Origin of the sequence: Acinetobacter sp. ABJ_C5_2, assembly GCF_044538485.1 — a bacterium.
GTDB classification, from domain to species: Bacteria; Pseudomonadota; Gammaproteobacteria; order Pseudomonadales; family Moraxellaceae; genus Acinetobacter; species Acinetobacter nosocomialis_A.
In genome coordinates, this window is sequence record NZ_JBIUCS010000003.1 from 256,889 (window position 1) to 275,534 (window position 18,646).

Here is an 18,646-nt window from a genome sequence, read left to right on the forward strand (position 1 = left end):
AAAATATATAAAACGATCAATACTTCTCTTTAAAACTCCAGTTGCCGATTATCAAAATGACAAGCCACTTGCACCACACTGGCAAAATTAATTGCCATTTGTGAAGGGGCATGTTTTTTATAAGCAAGCCCTAAACCCACCGTAGGTACAGGTGCTTTCAAAGAACGATAAGCTACACCTTGTATTTGCAATTGCTTGGTCGACTCCGGCACTAAAGACACCCCTAAATTTGCAGAGACTAACGATAAAATTGATACAATTTGCGGTGCATTTTGTCCAATTTTTGGTTCAAAACCACGCTCATGACAGGCTTGTTTAATCGCATCGAAAAGCCCTGCGCTAATTGAAGGTGGCGAGACAATAAAATCAAGTTCTCGCAGTGCCGTTAAATCAATTTCTTGCGTTGAATCATCTAAATTAAAAGACTCAGAAGGCAAAGCTGCAATGAGTGGTTCAGCCAATAACTTTTGAATAATTAAACTGTCTGGAATATTGCGTGGTGACCTTATAATCGCAACATCCAAACGGTCTTCGAGTAATAAATCGATGAGCAGCAAGGTGTTCGCTTCTTCAAGTTTTAAATCCACTTTAGGATATTGCTGCTGAAAATAGCGAACGCATTTAGGAATGAGAGGGTTCAGCATTGAAGTGCCTGTAAAACCCAATCGTAATTGACCAACTTCACCATTTGCCACTTGCTTAACAAGGTTTGCTGCATCTTCTACACGCTGCTGTACTGGCTGAATCGCATTTAAAAAGGCAAGCCCCGCTTCGGTCAGCTCCACCCCATGTGGTGAACGAATAAATAAATCTGCGCCTAATTCTTCTTCTAAGTCACGTATTTGCATACTTAAAGGCGGCTGGCTCATGTTTAAACGATGCGCCGCTTTAGTAAAATTTTTTTCTTCTGCTACCGCTAGAAAGTAGCGTATATGTCTGAGTTCCATTGCTATATATAAAACATATTATGACCTATTGTTAAATATATTAGAAAAATACCCTCTAAATTGCTAATTTTAATTTATCGAATTTTCTCGATGCAGTATGCCCCAAAGCACTGCTCTTTCTTTCTGTCATGGTCATGATATGAGCTCTTCATCTACACCCAACACTTTAAACACTGAAGCAACTTCTGTGCTTTCCCGCGAGTGGATTCACAAAGGAACTAAAGCCTATAAACATGCAGGTTTCGCCTTATTCCTCGTAGGTTTTGCCAGTTTCTCCCTCATTTATTGTGTACAGCCGCTGTTGCCTGCATTTAGCCAAAGTTTCCAGATTAGCCCAGCGAGTAGCTCTTTGGCACTGTCGTTAACGACTGCTTTTTTAGCGATTTCGATTGTGCTATCAAGCGCGTTTTCACAAGCCATTGGCCGTCGCGGTGTAATCTTTACATCTATGCTATGTGCAGCAGTTCTTAATATTGTCTCGATGTTTACTCCTAACTGGCACAGTTTACTCATGGCGCGTGCGTTAGAAGGTTTACTGCTTGGTGGCGTACCCGCAGTGACGATGGCTTGGATTGCTGAAGAAATTGCACCGGAACACCTCGGTAAAACCATGGGGTTGTATATTGCAGGTACAGCCTTTGGTGGCATGATGGGCCGTGTCGGCATGGGTATTTTGGTTGAATATTTTTCTTGGCGCACAGCTTTAGGCTTGCTCGGAGCAATCTGTTTTATTTGCTCAATTGCCTTTTTAAACTTACTCCCTGCTTCGCGTAATTTTGTCCAGAAAAAAGGGCTCAATTTAGGCTTTCACATGCAAATGTGGCGTGCTCATTTAAGCAATACTAAATTATTACGCCTGTTTGCTATTGGGTTCTTGCTCACCAGTGTATTTGTGACCTTATTTAACTACGCGACTTTCCGTTTAAGCGGCGCGCCTTATTCACTGAGCCAAACACAAATTAGCCTTATTTTCTTGTCGTATAGCTTCGGTATGGTGTCTTCATCGTTGGCAGGTAGCTTAGCCGATCGCTTTGGTAAAAAAACCATGATGATGAGTGGTTTCGCGCTCATGATTGTGGGTAGTCTCATGACCCTGCTCAGCTCTCTTTTCGGCATTATTATTGGTATTGCATTTATTACCACGGGTTTCTTTATTACCCATTCACTTACCAGTAGTTCCGTTGGCGCCGAAAGCAAACAAGCCAAAGCTCACGCCAGTTCCCTGTACTTACTGTTTTACTACATGGGGTCAAGTATTGTTGGCTCAGCGGGCGGATGGTTCTGGTTACACGGCGGCTGGAGTGCGATTGTAGGCTTAACCGTTGTACTGTCGTTACTTGGAATATTTTTAGTCGTTTATACATCCCACGCAAAAGCTCATTAATTTTTAAGTTAAAGGAAAATCACATGTCGAGTTTATTTGTTTATGGCACTTTAGGCCCAGGTCGTCCTAATGCACATATACTTGAAAATATTGGCGGACAATGGGCAGAAGGTTGGGTCAACGGAACCTTACATAATCAAGGTTGGGGAGCTGATTTAGGCTATCCGGGAATTGTGCTTGATGAAAGTACCAATCAAGTTCAAGGCTTTGTTTTTAGCTCAGAACATTTAAATGCTAACTGGAAATTACTTGATGACTTTGAAGGCGAAGAATATGAAAGAGTGCATGTACAAGTCACTCTAAATAGCGGTGAACGTATTGATTCATTTATTTATACGCTGAAACCTTAAGTTATTTCTAGAGCTTAACTAGATGAGTATTTAAAATTTGAGAGAAAAAATTTAACTGCTCATTTTTTGGCTTGTGTTTTTTTTAAGAAACTGTAAAATTCATTCCATATAGCCGACATAGCTCAGTTGGTAGAGCAACTGACTTGTAATCAGTAGGTCCACAGTTCGAATCCGTGTGTCGGCACCATCATTAAACCTCATGAATATTTGATTTATGGGGTTTTTTGTTGTCTGTATATTTTGAATGGCAAAATTTTGTCTAAAAATAAAAAGTGCTATAGCGATATTATCTCTATAGCAATTCAAAAATGAATAAAACTTAAGTTTAAAAACGATTAAGTATTTTTTGCTTAAGATTTATTTTACATACTGCCAAACATCTGGATCCTGATATGACTCATCAATATGGAAACCTTCTTTTTTAGCTTGGTTTTCAACTTTAGCTCTTTGCTTTTCAGTGTATTTAATTCTTTCAGCAAAGGTAGTTTTAAGTTCTTGACCTGATAGTTTATAACCATCTTTAATTGAATTTTTTGTACTATAACGAATCATCTCAATAGAATATCTAAGTATATATTGTTTTTTATCATTTTCTGATTTTGTTTTATCTATACTAATTTCTAAAGATATACCATGAGTATATAAGCGCACTGCTACTGTTGGTCTTTTATTAAAAAAATCACTCCACTCTGTAAGTGTTAAATAATTATAAGGGTCTATAATAAGGCCATCTTCAATCATAGACTTAATGTTATCTTGTTTTGCAATTCGAGCAGTACTTGGATAAAAATACTGTTCCCACCCTGCTTTTTGTAGCTGACCAAATAGCTCTTTATAAGCCATATAAGCCTGTTCTTGACTAACAAACTCTTCTTTATTCAACCCTGCTGTCACATCAATAATTTGGATACCTTCATTTTGCTGTGCATAGTCAATCCGCGTACCCATTGCCGAGAATGCATTCTTAATAACAAAACTATTCTCACCTAAATCTATTTTTATATTTGCTAAATGTGGAGGTTCCCACGTAAGGTCAAAAAAAGACATCCCCGCTGGTTGCTGATCTACCCCTGTTTGCATATAAGATTTAAACTTTTTTTCACCCTCTACACCAAAATCCAATGTGTAAAGTTCAGGTTGAGAAAATACTTTTTTATTGTTTGTATCAGTATTACATCCTTGTAAATTTAAAAGAATAAAAAATAAAAAGAAATAACTAACTATTTTTTTCATCAACTAGAAAATCCAGATTTTAGTTTTATAGATTTAAATTCAGCAATCTGATTATCTTACATACTGCCAAACATCTGGGTCCTGATATGACTCATCAATATAGTAACCTTCTTTTTTGGCTTTAATTTCAGCTTTGCTTCTTTCCTTTTGATCTACTAATACCATTTCATCGAAAGCTCTTTTTAACTCAGGCCCTGTTAATTTATATCCATTTTCAATTGAGTTTTTTGTTACGTATCTAATTGTTTGTACAGAAAATCTTAACAAATACTGTTTTTGATCTTCTTTAGATTTTGTTCTCGACATACTTAATTCTGCTAATATACCATTTGTATATACTCTAATTACCGCTAGCGATTTACTATCAAAATATTCTTTCCATTGTTTTAAAGTTAAGAAATTATAAGGATCAATAATAACTCCATCTTCTTGCATAACTTTAAGATTATCTTTTTTATTAAAACGAGTATCTGATGGATAAAAGTATACTTTCCATCCTGCATTTTGTAACTGTTCAAATAATTCCTTGTAAGCGTTATAAGCCTGCTCTTCACTAACAAACTCTTCTTTATTCAAGCCTGCTGTCACATCAATAATTTGGATACCTTCATTTTGCTGAGCATAGTCAATCCGCGTTCCCATTGCCGAAAATACATTCTTAATAACAAAACTATTCTCACCTAAATCTATTTTTATATTTGCTAAATGCGGAGGTTCCCACGTAAGGTCAAAAAAAGACATCCCCGCTGGTTGCTGGTCTACATCTGTTTGCATATAAGATTTAAACTTTTTTTCACCCTCTACACCAAAATTCAATGTGTAAAGTTCAGGTTGAGAAGACATTTTTTGTTCCTTTTGCTGGGCATGACAGGCCTGTAAATTTAAAAAAATAAAAATTAGGAATATATAACTAACCACCTTTTCCATCATTTGACTCTTTTCCTATTTTAATAAATAACTTATCGAATCGACTTAGACCATCATCCCATTTACTAGTATTCCATCCAGCAATTGTATGTAACTCTTTTTCTAAATAAGGTCGTCCAACTTCACTCAACATCAAACGATGATACTTTTGAGCTGCTAAATTAATCCAACGCATACGGCTATCTTGATTCTCAACTTGGGTACCACTCGGTGGTGTACTGATTGGAGATTCAGGTAAAGATTTTATCTTTTTTCCAAATTCGGTTTCATACGAATAAACATTGCCACGAACAGCATGTATTTTTTTTATTGTTCCATCATATTCACTGGAGAGAATCAGTTCAGCCTTCGGAATTCCAGCCTTACGTTGAACATCTGCACCATTTCGCACAATAGGATCATTCCATACGATTTTTTGCAAGATGTTGATTTGTTCTTGATTTGCAATTTGCAAAAGATGTTCTAATAAAAGATTAGATGCTTTCTTGAATTTATTATTCTTATTTGTATTCGCTTTAAATATTTTTTCTATATCAGGTAATATTCTAAAAGCATTACGAATTTCGTCTGTCGCTTGCAAATTACTCACTGTTGTTAAGCAATTAGACCATGGAAAATTATATAAAGAGCTTTTAACTTTTTTATAAGTTGCTGTATCTCTGCTACCTACGCAAATTTTAAAATCTTCAGAAGACTTGGCCCAAACAAAATGCCAGACACTAATATCCATATAGAGCCATAGATTACCTTTTGCAAAGGTATGAATACCGGCAACGCCAATACCATTTAAATTAAAACGATCAGAACTAATCGATTTAATTAAAGCATCTGCATTTGACCCAGTCTTAGAAACAATATGATCAAATACAGCAGCAACTGTTTTTGATGCAAAAGCACCTAAGCCCATCCAATAGAAACGCCCACTATAGGTTGCTGCAGTAACAGATTGATTTGATGTAAAAGGAAACATTTCTAAATAAATACGAGCGTAAATCGATGCAATTCGTCTAGCACGGGCCTCATAACCAGGTTCTATACGGTAATTTTGATTATCTTTTTTATTAGATAATAGGGTCATTGCCATCTGTTGGTAATATTCCCATATCGTAGTACAGTCGCAATTTACTGATTTACAACTATTTTCAATATTATTTGTTGTCCCAGACCAATCAAGAGAACCAGCCATTTTAAAATTTATCCTTTTAAATGATGAATAAGAAATAGTTATTTCACAGGGTCATTTTCGTCAGGTTCAAAATGCAACCAATTTAAATCAACATCAAGTTGTTCAGCTTCTTTGGTATTTATCCTTTTAGTTTTCCCTTTCACATCAGTTTCTGACATAAAGCTTTGATTGTTAGATTGAATGTTATAACTCACATTAGTTAAAGGCTTGCCAGAAGGGAGGAATAAATTAAACTTTTCATCATACTTTTCATAAGCAGGCAAACCTTGCAGATTTACTCCCACTTCTGCACCACCTTTAAAGATATGCTGTCCCGCTTTTACTTCGAACTTTGCGGGTGTAATAACCGTAATACCACTCTTATTAATAATGATTTGTGAACCACCAGCCATGATTTACCTATTATTTTATGAAAACTAATCTATAATTAAATTAATATTTTAAACTGTTTAACTTATTTACACATGACTTTTATTGTTGCTATTCAATTAAACGATAGCATTATTGTTGCATCAGATAATAAAAAAGTTAGCCAACAAAAAGATGGAATAATTAAATTTTCACCTGAAAAAATCTTGAAAATGCATTCATGGCAAAATGGAATAATTACAGGGTCTGGTGAATATCAAGTTATAAGCCGAGCTGTTAATCTTTTTAAAAACCTACCCACTCCCTCAATAGAAGATCTGCCACATTGCTTAGTTATTTCTAAAATTATTAGAGAATCAGAAATCGGAAATGATCTCTATCAAGTAGAGAATAGTAAACTGCTATGTTCAAGCTATAATGACAATGGAGCACAACTCTATAAAATTGAAAAATTTTCGACCCAACAAGATTATTTTTCTATACCCTTAGAATCTAATGAAATTATTATTTGGCTTGCTCACCACAACATTGATGTGATCGCAAGTAATCTACAATCATTATATGTAGGCCTTAAAGATTATTCAGTTTTTTCAAGTAAAACTGACTGGATGAATTACTACATTAAACAACTTTCTCCTATTTTTAAGATACAAAGCCAAATTGATCCCTTAATGAGCCAAAGTTTTGATATTTTCTTGCAATCAAGAAGTGAATTCCTTCTTAATCATGTGCCGAATACATGAAATTTCAAATAGTATCTAGTCAAAGATAATTTTTTTTAATTTTAATAAAAGCTATTATAAACCTGAGCTTCAAAATGATTTTATTAAACGAATTTATTTCCTCCAAAACACAAATCTTACTTTCTTAATTTTTTTAAAAAATAGATTTAAAAATAAGAAATATTAACAAGATACGATTATAATGCGCCCCCAAATAAGGTCATGATAATAAGCCCTATTTTATAAACTTTAATTCATTAAGATACCAATACGGAAAAGTATGAAACTTCGTTTTATTTTACCTGCTTTATTTCTAACGTTGCCTTTAACAACATATGCTCAAGACACTACACCTCAAGCTCAAATGCAAACTACTGCAAACCCACCCATTTGCTTAATTGAGGGGACTCCTTCAGCAGAGCACTATAAATCTATTAAACGAATTAAAGCCGCGAAAGGAACCTATGGTGGTTTTGAAGAAGTAAAACCTAAATTAGCAAACGCAGCACGTAAATATGGTGCAGATGTAGTGATTGATTATGAGCAGAGACAAAGATTTGGTTTCTGGCCATGGCGTATTGTTCGTCCAGTACTTACAGGTATTGCGGTAAAATGGAATACACCATTTGATTGTGCTGCCTTAGGCGGAAAAGAAATTCGTTAATAAGAAATGAAAAAAGCCCAACATCCTGTTGGGCTTTTTTCGTATTTCGTTACTAGGTATACATCCTGTAATACCTCACGTCCTGATGCTTAAACTTATTATTGTTGTTTTACGTTTCGGAACTTCCTGTTCCTGATGAGTTCATCATAGGTAATTAATAGAGTTCTAAAAAGACGCCAATTTCCCGAATGTCTGTACGAAAAAGCGTACATAGTGCTTTTAAATTTAAAGCTTAATTTGCCTATATTTGAAAATAAAAAAAGAAAATATGAATTTATGAAGAAGTTCAGTTTATCAATTAAATAAGAAAACACTATAATGAATCTATTAATTTACTTCTAAAATATATTTAAAAATAACAAGGAACGAGATGTCTACTCTACCATCAAATCTTTTTCAACCTTTAGTGATCATACTTGCATGCCTTATTATCATTGTAAGTAAAATGCCTCAGCTAAAATTTAGAAAAACTATATTATTTTTAGCCCTTGGCAGTCTTACTTTAATCTGTGCTTTAGCAATATTTAGCTTCTTTAATTAAGCCTTATTTCTTGCTCTTTTCTATCATTTTTTCAAAGTGTTTAAGGTTCGGGTTTAGCATATCCCAAGCATAGGCTTGGCTTACAAAGACTTCCGCTTTAGGTTGATAAAGACTTGGGTCATCCAGCGTACCTGCACGTATTGAAATCATTTCAGGGGCAATTTCAGGTAAACCAAAAAGCTGGGATCCACACGTTGGACAAAAGGCTCTTTTAATTGCTCGGCCAGAAGAACCTAGGGTCTCAAAATATTTAAGTTCGCCCGTTATTTTTAATTCAGATTGGTGAAAAAAAGCGATTGGTGCATAGGCCGAACCTGTTGCCTTTTGGCAATCACGGCAATGGCAATTAAAGCTATAACGTGGCTCTACTTCGCTTTGGTAGCTCACCGCTCCACATAAACACGATCCCTGATATTTGGCTGACATGGCTCATCCTATTTTTTTATTGCTGTTATTTGAATATAACGTACATATCCACTTTGGTAGAGTTGCTGGCATAACTTTGCAGTCATTTGAATTTTAAAATTTGCCAACCCTCGGCTCTGAAATTGTCCTTGCTGTTTTTGAATATACTCTGAAAAACCTAATAATACTTGTTCAGATAAATCTTCAATTTGAATATCTGCATAACCTTGCTGTTGCAAAGTCGTTCTTATAGTTTGTTCAGTTGGTACCGCATCCCAAGTGACATCGGCTGCTTTGAGTAAATAACGATGCTTTTGTTCTTGTAGCATGGTCATGTTTTGGCATGACTCTGCACGCATTAAGTAATGAAAACCTAATCGACCTTTTGAATTTAAAACTGGGGTGACCGAATCTAGAAATGAATTTAAATGACTGTGATAAGCCGCATCAATACACAACACCACATCGAATGGTTGTTTGAATTCAAATTGTTTTAAATTTAAAAATGAACCACAAAAAATCTGGCTTATTTCAGGAATAAGTTTTTGAATTTTATTCACACATTGAGCTTGTAGCTCAACGGCACTCATACTTTTGGGCTGATAGTGTTGTAACCAGTGCAATAAACTTGCGCCCTGTCCACAACCTAAATCGAGTAAATAATCTTTTGAATTTAAATTGACAGCTTGTGCCAAATGGTCGGCCAATTGGCGACAAGCTTCAGGGTAGTTTTGGGTATTTTTCCAAAAACCCAAATTTGTCCAAGCTAGCTCTCCATCATCCCCCAAACTTGATGCATCAATGGCATATTTATGAGGAATGAGTCGAGAAAGAGCTGCTCGAACTTTTGTTTTCACAATTTTAGTAACCGAGTTCTGGGGCAACTTCAACCTGAGGTTTTAAACCTACAAATGGTAAAGGAGCACCTAAAATTTCAGCAATGTGCATTGCAGAAGTCACGGCTGACTCTAAAATTGGCAAACCATCACATGACCATGAACCGCAGTAAAATACTTTACGGTTTGGTTCTAAATGGCGTTGCTGTAACTCTTTGTTTAGAGCAATTGTTTGCGAGTCTACAACTGCACGCGTTAAGGTCACTTTTGAAATGATTTTTTTAGGGTCAATATCAGTCACTGGACGCCAAGTTTGGAATACTGGATTTTTGCCCACAAGTGATGGCTCAACAGCGTTCATCCAAACCGTAAACTGCTGACGAGTAAACTTACGATCCATCATATAGCTCAGCACTGACCAATCCTTACGGCGTGGTGGCATGACTGTCGCATCTGTATGAATAACCAAGTCACCTTGCTCAAAACGGAACTGTTTAAGCAAATTCATATCATCTGCAAACTGCTCAGGGTTTAAGAACTCTTCAATCTTAGATGTTGGTGTCGCCACAATAACGCGGTCAAATGAGCCCTTATCGCCCTGCGCATTTTCAACCAGTACTTTTTCGCCTTGTTGCTCAACTTTCTTAATTGCCGAACCGCTATGGATATCAATGCCTTTAATTAAGCTGTCTACAAATGCAGGTGTACCGCCTTTCATACGCAATAGCATGTCGCCATCAGTTAAATGACGCAAAAACTCAAGAAGGTTTTTTGCAGGCCAGTCACCAATTGTTTTTGGGTTACATGTACAAATGGTATAGAGCACTGGCATAACTACGCCATGCCAGAATACTTCTTCTATGTCGTTCTGATTAATAAATTCAGCGAGAGTAATATCTTGATTTTTAGATTTGAAAAACTGGTGAATCGCAGTTTTTAATTGCAACATCCCTTTCACAAGACGCCAGCCATACTGCTGGATGCCTTTACGGTTATTGATAATTGGAAAATTACCAATACGGCTACGAGATGTGGTTAACCATGTTTCAGTACGATCTTCAAATAACCAGCTACAAGACATATAGGTACGAACTGGGAAAGTTTTAATACCTAAGTGTGCAGCAAGGCTGAGTGTATTTTTCCATAGATGCGGGTTCATAACACGCAATGGCGCATCAATAATCCCACCATCGAACTCAATGCTATGGCTATCCATTCCCCGGCCAGGAAGTGCTTCAAATATCGTGATTGTATGTCCTGCATCTTTCAGAATTCTTGCTGCTGCAAGTCCTGCCATTCCACTGCCAATAATTGCGATATCCAAAATGATGTCCCATTTTTCGAGAATTTTTTTGATTATCACTCATACCCTAAAAAAACACCGTATTAAAAACTACCAGATTTTTATTTTTTGCATCAATTTATATAGAAAAAATTTAAAGAACGCGTGCAAATGATTTTCATAAAATTTTACAAAAGAGGATAAGTGTATAAAAATCTATATTTTTTAAAAATTTAAAAAAATTCTTTTAAATAAAATAAGATAATTTAACTATATTTATATCATTCGTTTTACAAGAAAAACTTTTTGCGGTATCATGGGGTCATAATAATGAGAACTAAATCACACAAAACAATGCCGACACAATAACGATGTCCATCATAAAACTAGAAACTTTACAGCGAAAAAGCCCGCTATTCACACTTGATAGCGGGCTTTTTATTACTTTGTTTTAAAGGTTCATTAAGCGCAGCTTAGCAATTTATGCTTCTTGCATGATTGAACCGAATTTTCCACGATTAAAGTCATCAATCGCTTCCATAATCTCGGCTTTGGTATTCATGACAAATGGACCATAACCTTCGATTGGCTCATTCAGTGGTTGGCCAGTCAACACTAGGAATTTAGTATCTTCTTCAGCATTTAGACTAAACTCAACACCTTCACGAGACAAAATCGCAACAGTTTTACCTTCAAGACGGTTTGTATCATTAATCACAACCGCACCCTCTAACACCACCACAAGTGTGGTATGTCCTTCAGGCACATACAGGGTATGTTTTTGGCCTTTAGCCAATTTACCATCCCACACGTTTAATGGGCTAAAGGTCGTTGCTGCACCTTTTGCATCTGCATATTCACCTGCAATCACACGTAAATGACTACCGTGCTCGTCTAGCGCGATGTCTGGAATATCTTTGGCTTCAATCGCTTGATATTTTCCAGGAGTCATTTTTGAATGTGAAGGTAAATTTACCCACAATTGCACCATTTCAAACAGACCGCCATGCTCTGCAAATTCAGGAGAATGGAACTCTTCATGTAACACCCCTGCACCCGCAGTCATCCATTGTACGTCACCGGTTTTAATGGTTCCGCCGCCGCCACTTGAGTCTTTATGTGTTACTTCACCTTGATAGGCAATCGTCACAGTTTCAAAGCCACGGTGAGGATGCGAACCTACACCTTGTTGTTCGGTGGTTGGTGAGAAGTTATAAGGCGCTGCATAATCCAGTAACAAAAATGGGCTTAGGGTTTGGCCTAAACGGTCATAAGAGAACAGGTTATATACAGGGAAACCATCACCAACCCAATGCATGTGGTTATTTTGATATGCACCAAGAAATTTCTTCATCTGATCTCTCCTATATATGTAGGATTTTCTTGAACTGAGATTGATTTTACGCCTCAATAATTGCAGTTTATAGATCAGGTTTAGCAACACATTATTTCATATATGAGACAATCTTAAAGTTTGAGGTACTCTTTAAAAGATCGTCCTATTTTTAAAATTCTTAATCCTATTTTTTAGACTTAATCACGACAACAAACTCAACTAGCATAATTTTAGGCACTAACGACCTACTTAATAATTTTTGATTATTTATTTTGATAACATGAGGATATAAAAATGGCTCAAGATTACGTACGTTTAGACAAGGATAATGCTGCGGTTCTTTTAGTTGACCACCAAGCTGGTTTACTTTCTTTAGTTCGAGATATCGATCCTGATAAATTTAAAAATAACGTTTTAGCGCTTGCAGATGCAGCAAAATATTTTAACTTACCGACTATTTTAACGACCAGTTTTGAAAATGGTCCAAACGGTCCTTTAGTTCCAGAACTAAAAGAACTTTTCCCAGATGCACCATTTATTCCACGTCCTGGTCAAATCAACGCTTGGGACAATGAAGACTTCGTAAAAGCGGTCAAAGCGACAGGTAAAAAACAACTGATTATTGCAGGTGTGGTAACTGAAGTTTGTGTGGCATTCCCTGCACTATCTGCACTCGCAGAAGGCTTTGAAGTGTTTGTAATTACTGATGCATCTGGTACTTTCAATGAATTAACACGTGATGCTGCTTGGGACCGTATGTCAAAAGCAGGTGCTCAGCTGATGACTTGGTTCGGTATGGCATGTGAGTTACACCGCGACTGGCGTAATGACGTAGAAGGCTTAGGTGCTCTCTTCTCAAATCATATTCCTGATTACCGCAACCTGATGACCAGCTATAGCTTTAATACATCGCAAAAATAAGCTGAATTGCCAAGATTAGAGTGCTTAAGCGCTCTAATCTTGAATTTAAATGGATTGATCTGACATTGATAAGCTCTTTTGATGATTTTTATTATTTCTATTTGGTCGTAAAGCACGGCGGCTTTAGTGCGGCCAGTGAAGCTGAAAATATTAGTAAATCCAAGCTCAGCCGACGCATTATTGACCTTGAAAATAAATTTAATGTCAGCCTGATTCAAAGAACAACCCGCCATTTTAAAGTGACCGACTTAGGTCAAGAGTTTTACGAGGAATGCTGCAAAGTCATTGCTCAAGTTGAATGCGCAGAAAATGTTTTGTTAAAACAAAAAAGTGAGCCTCAAGGACTAGTAAAAGTAAGCTGCCCACCTTTAATGATGCATTTTCAAATTAGAAAAATTTTAAATCAGTTTTTAAAAACTTATCCTAAAGTTGAAATATCGCTTGAGCTGACCAGCCGTCGAGTAGATATCTTGCATGATGACATAGACCTTGTGATTCGAACCAATTTCGAACCGAATGAAGATTCGAATTTAATTGTTCGGGATGTGATTAAAACCGATCACTGTCTAGTGGCTTCGCCTGAATTATTGCAAGGCCGAACTATTGAACATTATTCTGAATTACAAGACTTTCCAAGTATTAGCTTAGGCACTCAAAAGCAAAATTATATTTGGCATTTATGCAATATTCGTAACGGCGAATCGGTTGATGTGCCTTATCAACCACGAATCAAAAGTAATGACTTGGCAGGTGTTTACTATGCAGTGATGGACGGATTAGGCATTGCCGACCTTCCCTTTTTAACTGTTGAATCGGAAATTCGTAAAGGCACACTGGTTCATATTCTTCCTGACTGGAAGTCGAATATTGGCATGCTACAACTGGTTTATGTGTCTAGAAAAGGCCAACGTCTGGTGGTCGAGAAACTCATTGAAACGCTGATAGGAGAACTCAGGCGTTTACCCGAAAGCCATGAAGGATATTTGCCGACTTAAATAAAAAACCGGTCATGAATGGGCATGACCGGTTTTTGTGAAACATCACATACAGCATAACTGCATGTTTTCGTTCAGAACAAAACGAACTCGCTTTGTTCCTTACTCAGATAAGTCTACGCAGAGGTATTTCATTTCGACATATTCTTCGATGCCGAATTTTGAACCTTCACGACCTAGACCTGACTGTTTTACGCCACCAAACGGAGCAACTTCGTTTGAAATCGCGCCCGTGTTAATGCCGACCATACCGTACTCAAGTGCTTCTCCCACACGCCATTGACGCGCTGTGCTTTGAGTAAATAAATAAGCAGCTAAACCAAACTCTGTGTCGTTTGCCATTGCCACTGCTTCGTCTTCAGTTTTAAAGCGGAATAGTGGTGCAAGCGGACCAAAAGTTTCTTCTTTAGACACTTTCATGTCTTGCGTTACCCCAGTTAAAACTGTTGGCTCAAAGAATGTACCGCCAAGTGCCGAACGCTGACCACCAATACGAACTGTTGCGCCTTTCTCAGTTGCATCTGCAATATGAGACTGAACTTTTGCAATCGCATCTTCATCAATTAAAGGCCCTTGAGTTGAACCTTCTTGACGGCCGTCGCCAACTTTCAGCTTAGACACAGCTTCAACCAGACGCTCTGCCAACGCATCGTAAATACCGTCTTGAACATAAATACGGTTAGCACAAACACAAGTCTGACCGCTGTTACGATATTTACTTGCCATAATGCCCTGAACAGCTTGTTCAAGATTGGCATCGTCAAATACCACAACTGGTGCATTACCACCGAGTTCAAGTGAAAGCTTTTTAATAGTTGGCGCACATTGTTGCATCAAGATACGGCCAACTTGGGTTGAACCTGTAAAGCTTAACTTACGAACAATATCGCTTTCGCATAGAGTTTTACCAACTTCAACCGCATCACCACTAATATTAATTAAAACATCAGCTGGTAAGCCTGCCTGTAACGCCAATACTTCAAGTGCATAAGCAGTTAACGGTGTTTGCTCTGCTGGTTTAACCAACATTGAACAACCCGCAGCAATCGCTGGACCTGCTTTACGCGTAATCATGGCAGCTGGGAAGTTCCACGGCGTAATGGCAGCAGTAACACCAATCGCTTGTTTAATCACGAGCAAACGTTGGTTTGGTAACGTAGGTGTTAAGACTTCACCATCAATACGTCGCGCTTGCTCAGCAAACCAGCGTATGAACGATGCTGCATAACCAATTTCACCACGTGCTTCTGCCAATGGCTTACCTTGCTCAGCCGTTAAAATCTGAGCCAGGTTTTCTTTGTGCTCAAGCATGAGGTTGTACCATGCCAATAACACATCAGCACGAGCCAAGGCAGTTTGCTTTTTCCAAGCAGCTTGCGCTTTTGCTGAACGATTAATTGCGGCTTCAACCCCTGCACGGTCATAGGTTTTTACCCATGCCAAAGTTTCACCCGTAGCAGCATCATTAACCTCGATATAGTCATTTGATGCAGGTGCTTCTAATGAAATATCAGGATGTTTTAATAAATACTGCAAATTATTTTGAATCATGCAGATTGCTCCATTGCTTTTGCACTACCTGCTTTTAGAGTTGCAAAACCTTGTTTTAAGATATCAAGGCCTTGACGGAATTGTTCAGCAGGAATGGTTAATGGATATAAGAAACGAATTACATTACCGTATTTACCACAAGTAAGAAGTAACAACCCGTTTTCCATTGCATAGTTTTGTACAACTTTTGCTTGTTCAGCCGTTTCAAGCTCTACTGCAACCATTGAACCTAAAGCACGAATATCAGTTACAACGTCGCCTGTTGCTTGCTGAATATCTTTAAGGGTAGCGACTAACTCAGCACCTAATTCATTTGCACGGTCGCATAAGTTTTCTTCTTCAATCGCATCAATTACCGCGTGCGCAGCTGCAACCGCAATCGGGCTACCTGCGTAAGTACCGCCTAGACCACCTGGGTTTGGTGCATCCATGACTTCTGCACGGCCTACAACACCCGAAATAGGGAAACCACCGCCCAAGCTTTTCGCCATCGTGATAAGGTCTGCTTTAGTCTCGTAATAGTTCATTGCAAACAATTTACCAGTACGCGCAAAACCAGATTGCACTTCGTCAGCTACAAGTAAAATGCCGTGCTTATCGCAAATTGCGCGTAAACGTTTTAAGAATTCAGCCGGTACCACATTGAAACCGCCTTCACCTTGTACTGGCTCAAGTACAATTGCTGCAACATCATGTGGTGCAATATCTTCACTGAAAATATCTTCAACGCTTTCAATTGCTGCGTCTACTGAAATACCTTTAGCAGGTACAGGGTAACGTGCGTGGAATACACCCGCTGGCATTACACCAAAATCACGTTTGTAAGGTGCGGTTTTACCTGTCATTGCCATCGTCATAAATGAACGACCGTGGAAACCGTTACCAAAAGTAATAATGCCGTGACGACCTGTATAAGAGCGAGCAATCTTCACCGCATTTTCAACTGCTTCTGCACCTGTTGTGAAAAACGCTGACTTCGCAGGACCAGCAATTGGTGCGCGCTCATTAATACGTTCAGCCAAAGCCACATAGCTTTCATAAGGTGTTACTTGATAGGCAGTGTGAGTAAATTTAGTAAGTTGCTCAGTTACTGCTGCAATCACTTTAGGGTGGCGATGGCCTGTATTTAAAACCGCGATACCACCAGCAAAGTCGATAAATTGGTTGCCTTCCTTGTCCCAAAGCGTGGCATTTTCAGCTTTTTCCGCATACCACTGACACATCACGCCTACGCCACGTGGAGTTGCTTGCTGTTTACGTGCGTTAAGTGCAGAATGTTGATTATCCATTTGATTCCCTCATATTTTCATCATCAGTTGCAGCTTTGGTTTCTTGCATCCTGTGCTTAATTTTCAGGGTGCTTTACAACGACTGCCTATGCATGTAATTTCGCTCGTCTGATGCCAACTGACGAGAGCCACTTTTTAACTGTAGGAGAGAGCCAATTGCGTAGTTTACTTGGAGATCATTTGCTGCAACGACTCCAACAGGACACTGAAGGGAAACTACATCAACGCCTTTTCCGTTGCCTGCGTGGTGCCATTATTGATGGAGTCATCCAGCCCAAGACTCGTCTACCTGCTTCACGCGATTTAGCCAGTGAAATTCATGTTTCAAGAAATACAGTGCTCACTGCCTATGAACAGCTACAAGCTGAAGGCTATTTAGAAGCCCGTACAGGCCATGGCACATGGGTTGCCGAAAAATTACCAGAGAGTTTTTTAAATACACAAAACAAGAAAAAAGTGGTTTCAAGCCCTAAAGTTCAAAGCTCTTATGCGCTCTCAAATCGAGGCTCAAACTTATTAGGCTATGCCGCAGCATCGCCGCATCAATGGGGAGCTTTTGTGCCGGGAGCACCAGATGTGACTGAGTTTCCGCATCATATTTTTAGTCGTATTCAAGCACGCTTGAGCCGCGAACCCGACATTAATCGCCTGATTTATAGCAATGCTGGTGGCTGTATCGAGCTTCGAAGTGCATTGGCAGATTACTTACGTGTTGCGCGTTCAGTCCAGTGCGATGCTGACCAAATTATTATTACCGAAGGCATTCACCAAGCGATTGATTTAGTCTCACGTGCGCTCAGTGATATGGGAGACAAAATCTGGATTGAAGATCCTGCTTATTGGGGAATGCGTAATACATTGCGTATTAATGGCCTTGATATTCAGCCAATGCCTGTCGATGCTGAAGGCATTATTCCTGAGGAAAATCCGGCCAAGCCTCCTAAACTCATTTTTGTCACGCCTTCACACCAATATCCGCTTGGCTCTCATTTAAGCCTAAACCGCCGACGTAAACTGATTGAGATTGCACGTCAGCACAATAGCTGGATTGTCGAAGATGATTACGACAGTGAGTTCCGTTTCTCAGGCCAGCCTTATCCATCTTTGCAAGGCTTAGAAAATGATGCGCCTGTGCTGTACATGGGCACGTTTAGTAAGACCATTTATCCATCTTTAAGAATTGGGTATTTGGTGGTACCTAAACCACTCTTTTCCCCCCTACGTATTGTTGCAGCCGAACTGTATCGTGGTGGACATTTGCTTGAGCAAAAGGCCTTAGCAGAATTTATTCGTGAAGGGCATTACGAAGCGCATATTCGTCGTATGCGTTTACTTTATGGAAAGAGACGCGATTATTTAGTCAGTCTGATTAAACGCTATCTTGGCCCCGAATTTATTCATGAATATGACGAAGCAGCAGGGTTACACTTAGTTTTAAAACTACCAAACTCTTGCGATGACGTCGCGATTGCAGCAACCGCACTTGAACGTGGTGTCAAAGTTCGACCACTTTCACAGTACTATATGCAATCGCATGCACATGCAGAGCGTGGACTGCTCATGGGCTTTGCCTGTGTAAATGAAAAAGATATGGTGATGGCTTTCGGTGTCTTGCTTCAATGCTTACGTGAAGCAGGCGTACCTACGCTGAATTAACTATTCTTCCGTATTAAGACAAACAAAAAGAGCCTCACAGTGAGGCTCTTTT

The 18,646-nt window shown here is 38.5% G+C and carries 18 protein-coding genes and 1 tRNA gene; 8 read left to right on the forward strand and 11 right to left on the reverse strand.

Annotated elements, in window-relative coordinates; all coding sequences use genetic code 11:
* Positions 1–29: 29 nt before the first annotated feature.
* Entirely contained in the window at positions 30–947 is a 918-nt protein-coding gene (locus tag ACH8JV_RS06365) for a LysR family transcriptional regulator (protein ID WP_396520243.1), read from the reverse strand.
* A 139-nt stretch (positions 948–1,086) separates the two neighbouring features.
* Between ACH8JV_RS06365 and ACH8JV_RS06370 the strand changes: the two genes are divergently transcribed.
* The 3 genes from ACH8JV_RS06370 (at position 1,087) to ACH8JV_RS06380 (ending at position 2,868) form a co-directional block, all read left to right on the forward strand.
* On the forward strand, positions 1,087–2,331 hold the full coding sequence (locus ACH8JV_RS06370; protein WP_396520245.1) for an MFS transporter: 1,245 nt from the start codon (positions 1,087–1,089) through the stop codon (positions 2,329–2,331).
* Between the two features lie 23 nt (positions 2,332–2,354).
* Positions 2,355–2,681, forward strand: a complete 327-nt coding sequence (locus tag ACH8JV_RS06375; protein ID WP_396520247.1) for a gamma-glutamylcyclotransferase — start codon at positions 2,355–2,357, stop codon at positions 2,679–2,681.
* A gap of 111 nt (positions 2,682–2,792) precedes the next feature.
* A tRNA-Thr gene (locus ACH8JV_RS06380) sits at positions 2,793–2,868 on the forward strand.
* A gap of 170 nt (positions 2,869–3,038) precedes the next feature.
* On the opposite strand, the gene ACH8JV_RS06385 is transcribed toward ACH8JV_RS06380, so the two are convergent.
* The 4 genes from ACH8JV_RS06385 to ACH8JV_RS06400 form a co-directional block, all read right to left on the reverse strand.
* Positions 3,039–3,914 carry a hypothetical protein gene (locus ACH8JV_RS06385; protein WP_396520249.1) on the reverse strand — a complete coding sequence of 292 codons (876 nt, stop codon included), beginning with the start codon at positions 3,912–3,914 and terminating at the stop codon, positions 3,039–3,041.
* A gap of 51 nt (positions 3,915–3,965) precedes the next feature.
* On the reverse strand, positions 3,966–4,757 hold the full coding sequence (locus tag ACH8JV_RS06390) for a hypothetical protein (protein WP_396520251.1): 792 nt from the start codon (positions 4,755–4,757) through the stop codon (positions 3,966–3,968).
* 67 nt (positions 4,758–4,824) lie between these two features.
* Complete coding sequence (locus ACH8JV_RS06395) at positions 4,825–6,027, reverse strand: DUF2515 family protein (protein ID WP_396520253.1); 1,203 nt, start codon at positions 6,025–6,027, stop codon at positions 4,825–4,827.
* A gap of 38 nt (positions 6,028–6,065) precedes the next feature.
* A complete protein-coding gene (locus ACH8JV_RS06400; protein WP_396520254.1) occupies positions 6,066–6,419 on the reverse strand; it encodes a hypothetical protein in 354 nt (117 codons plus the stop codon).
* 72 nt (positions 6,420–6,491) lie between these two features.
* Between ACH8JV_RS06400 and ACH8JV_RS06405 the strand changes: the two genes are divergently transcribed.
* Positions 6,492–7,139 (forward strand): hypothetical protein, encoded by a 648-nt coding sequence (locus tag ACH8JV_RS06405; RefSeq protein WP_396520256.1) that lies wholly within the window; start codon positions 6,492–6,494, stop codon positions 7,137–7,139.
* A 259-nt stretch (positions 7,140–7,398) separates the two neighbouring features.
* Complete coding sequence (locus ACH8JV_RS06410; protein WP_396520258.1) at positions 7,399–7,782, forward strand: hypothetical protein; 384 nt, start codon at positions 7,399–7,401, stop codon at positions 7,780–7,782.
* A 544-nt stretch (positions 7,783–8,326) separates the two neighbouring features.
* Here ACH8JV_RS06410 and ACH8JV_RS06415 read toward each other — a convergent pair.
* The 4 genes from ACH8JV_RS06415 to ACH8JV_RS06430 all read right to left on the reverse strand — a co-directional run bounded on the left by ACH8JV_RS06415 (position 8,327) and on the right by ACH8JV_RS06430 (position 12,200).
* Positions 8,327–8,749: a GFA family protein gene (locus ACH8JV_RS06415; RefSeq protein WP_263614785.1), complete on the reverse strand. Its 423-nt coding sequence runs from the start codon at positions 8,747–8,749 to the stop codon at positions 8,327–8,329.
* 8 nt (positions 8,750–8,757) lie between these two features.
* Positions 8,758–9,585 carry an SAM-dependent methyltransferase gene (locus tag ACH8JV_RS06420; protein WP_396520260.1) on the reverse strand — a complete coding sequence of 276 codons (828 nt, stop codon included), beginning with the start codon at positions 9,583–9,585 and terminating at the stop codon, positions 8,758–8,760.
* Between the two features lie 4 nt (positions 9,586–9,589).
* Entirely contained in the window at positions 9,590–10,888 is a 1,299-nt protein-coding gene (locus tag ACH8JV_RS06425) for an FAD-dependent oxidoreductase (RefSeq protein ID WP_343568903.1), read from the reverse strand.
* A 439-nt stretch (positions 10,889–11,327) separates the two neighbouring features.
* A complete protein-coding gene (locus tag ACH8JV_RS06430; protein WP_227062560.1) occupies positions 11,328–12,200 on the reverse strand; it encodes a pirin family protein in 873 nt (290 codons plus the stop codon).
* 276 nt (positions 12,201–12,476) lie between these two features.
* On the opposite strand from ACH8JV_RS06430, the gene ycaC reads away from it, so the two are divergent.
* Together ycaC and ACH8JV_RS06440 are read left to right on the forward strand one after the other, a co-directional pair.
* Complete coding sequence (gene ycaC, locus ACH8JV_RS06435; RefSeq protein WP_002052204.1) at positions 12,477–13,103, forward strand: isochorismate family cysteine hydrolase YcaC; 627 nt, start codon at positions 12,477–12,479, stop codon at positions 13,101–13,103.
* Positions 13,104–13,123: 20 nt separating this feature from the next.
* Positions 13,124–14,098 carry a LysR substrate-binding domain-containing protein gene (locus ACH8JV_RS06440; protein WP_396520263.1) on the forward strand — a complete coding sequence of 325 codons (975 nt, stop codon included), beginning with the start codon at positions 13,124–13,126 and terminating at the stop codon, positions 14,096–14,098.
* Between the two features lie 102 nt (positions 14,099–14,200).
* Here the strand turns inward: ACH8JV_RS06440 and ACH8JV_RS06445 are convergent, their stop codons facing one another.
* Both ACH8JV_RS06445 and gabT read right to left on the reverse strand, forming a co-directional pair.
* Entirely contained in the window at positions 14,201–15,649 is a 1,449-nt protein-coding gene (locus ACH8JV_RS06445; RefSeq protein WP_000615686.1) for an NAD-dependent succinate-semialdehyde dehydrogenase, read from the reverse strand.
* Positions 15,646–16,938 (reverse strand): 4-aminobutyrate--2-oxoglutarate transaminase, encoded by a 1,293-nt coding sequence (gene gabT / locus ACH8JV_RS06450; protein WP_004705036.1) that lies wholly within the window; start codon positions 16,936–16,938, stop codon positions 15,646–15,648. Before gabT ends, ACH8JV_RS06445 begins: the two co-directional genes overlap by 4 nt.
* Positions 16,939–17,094: 156 nt before the next feature.
* Here gabT and ACH8JV_RS06455 point away from each other — a divergent pair, with 156 nt between their 5' ends.
* Positions 17,095–18,594, forward strand: coding sequence for a PLP-dependent aminotransferase family protein (locus ACH8JV_RS06455; protein ID WP_396520265.1), 1,500 nt, complete (start codon positions 17,095–17,097; stop codon positions 18,592–18,594).
* Positions 18,595–18,646 lie beyond the last annotated feature (52 nt).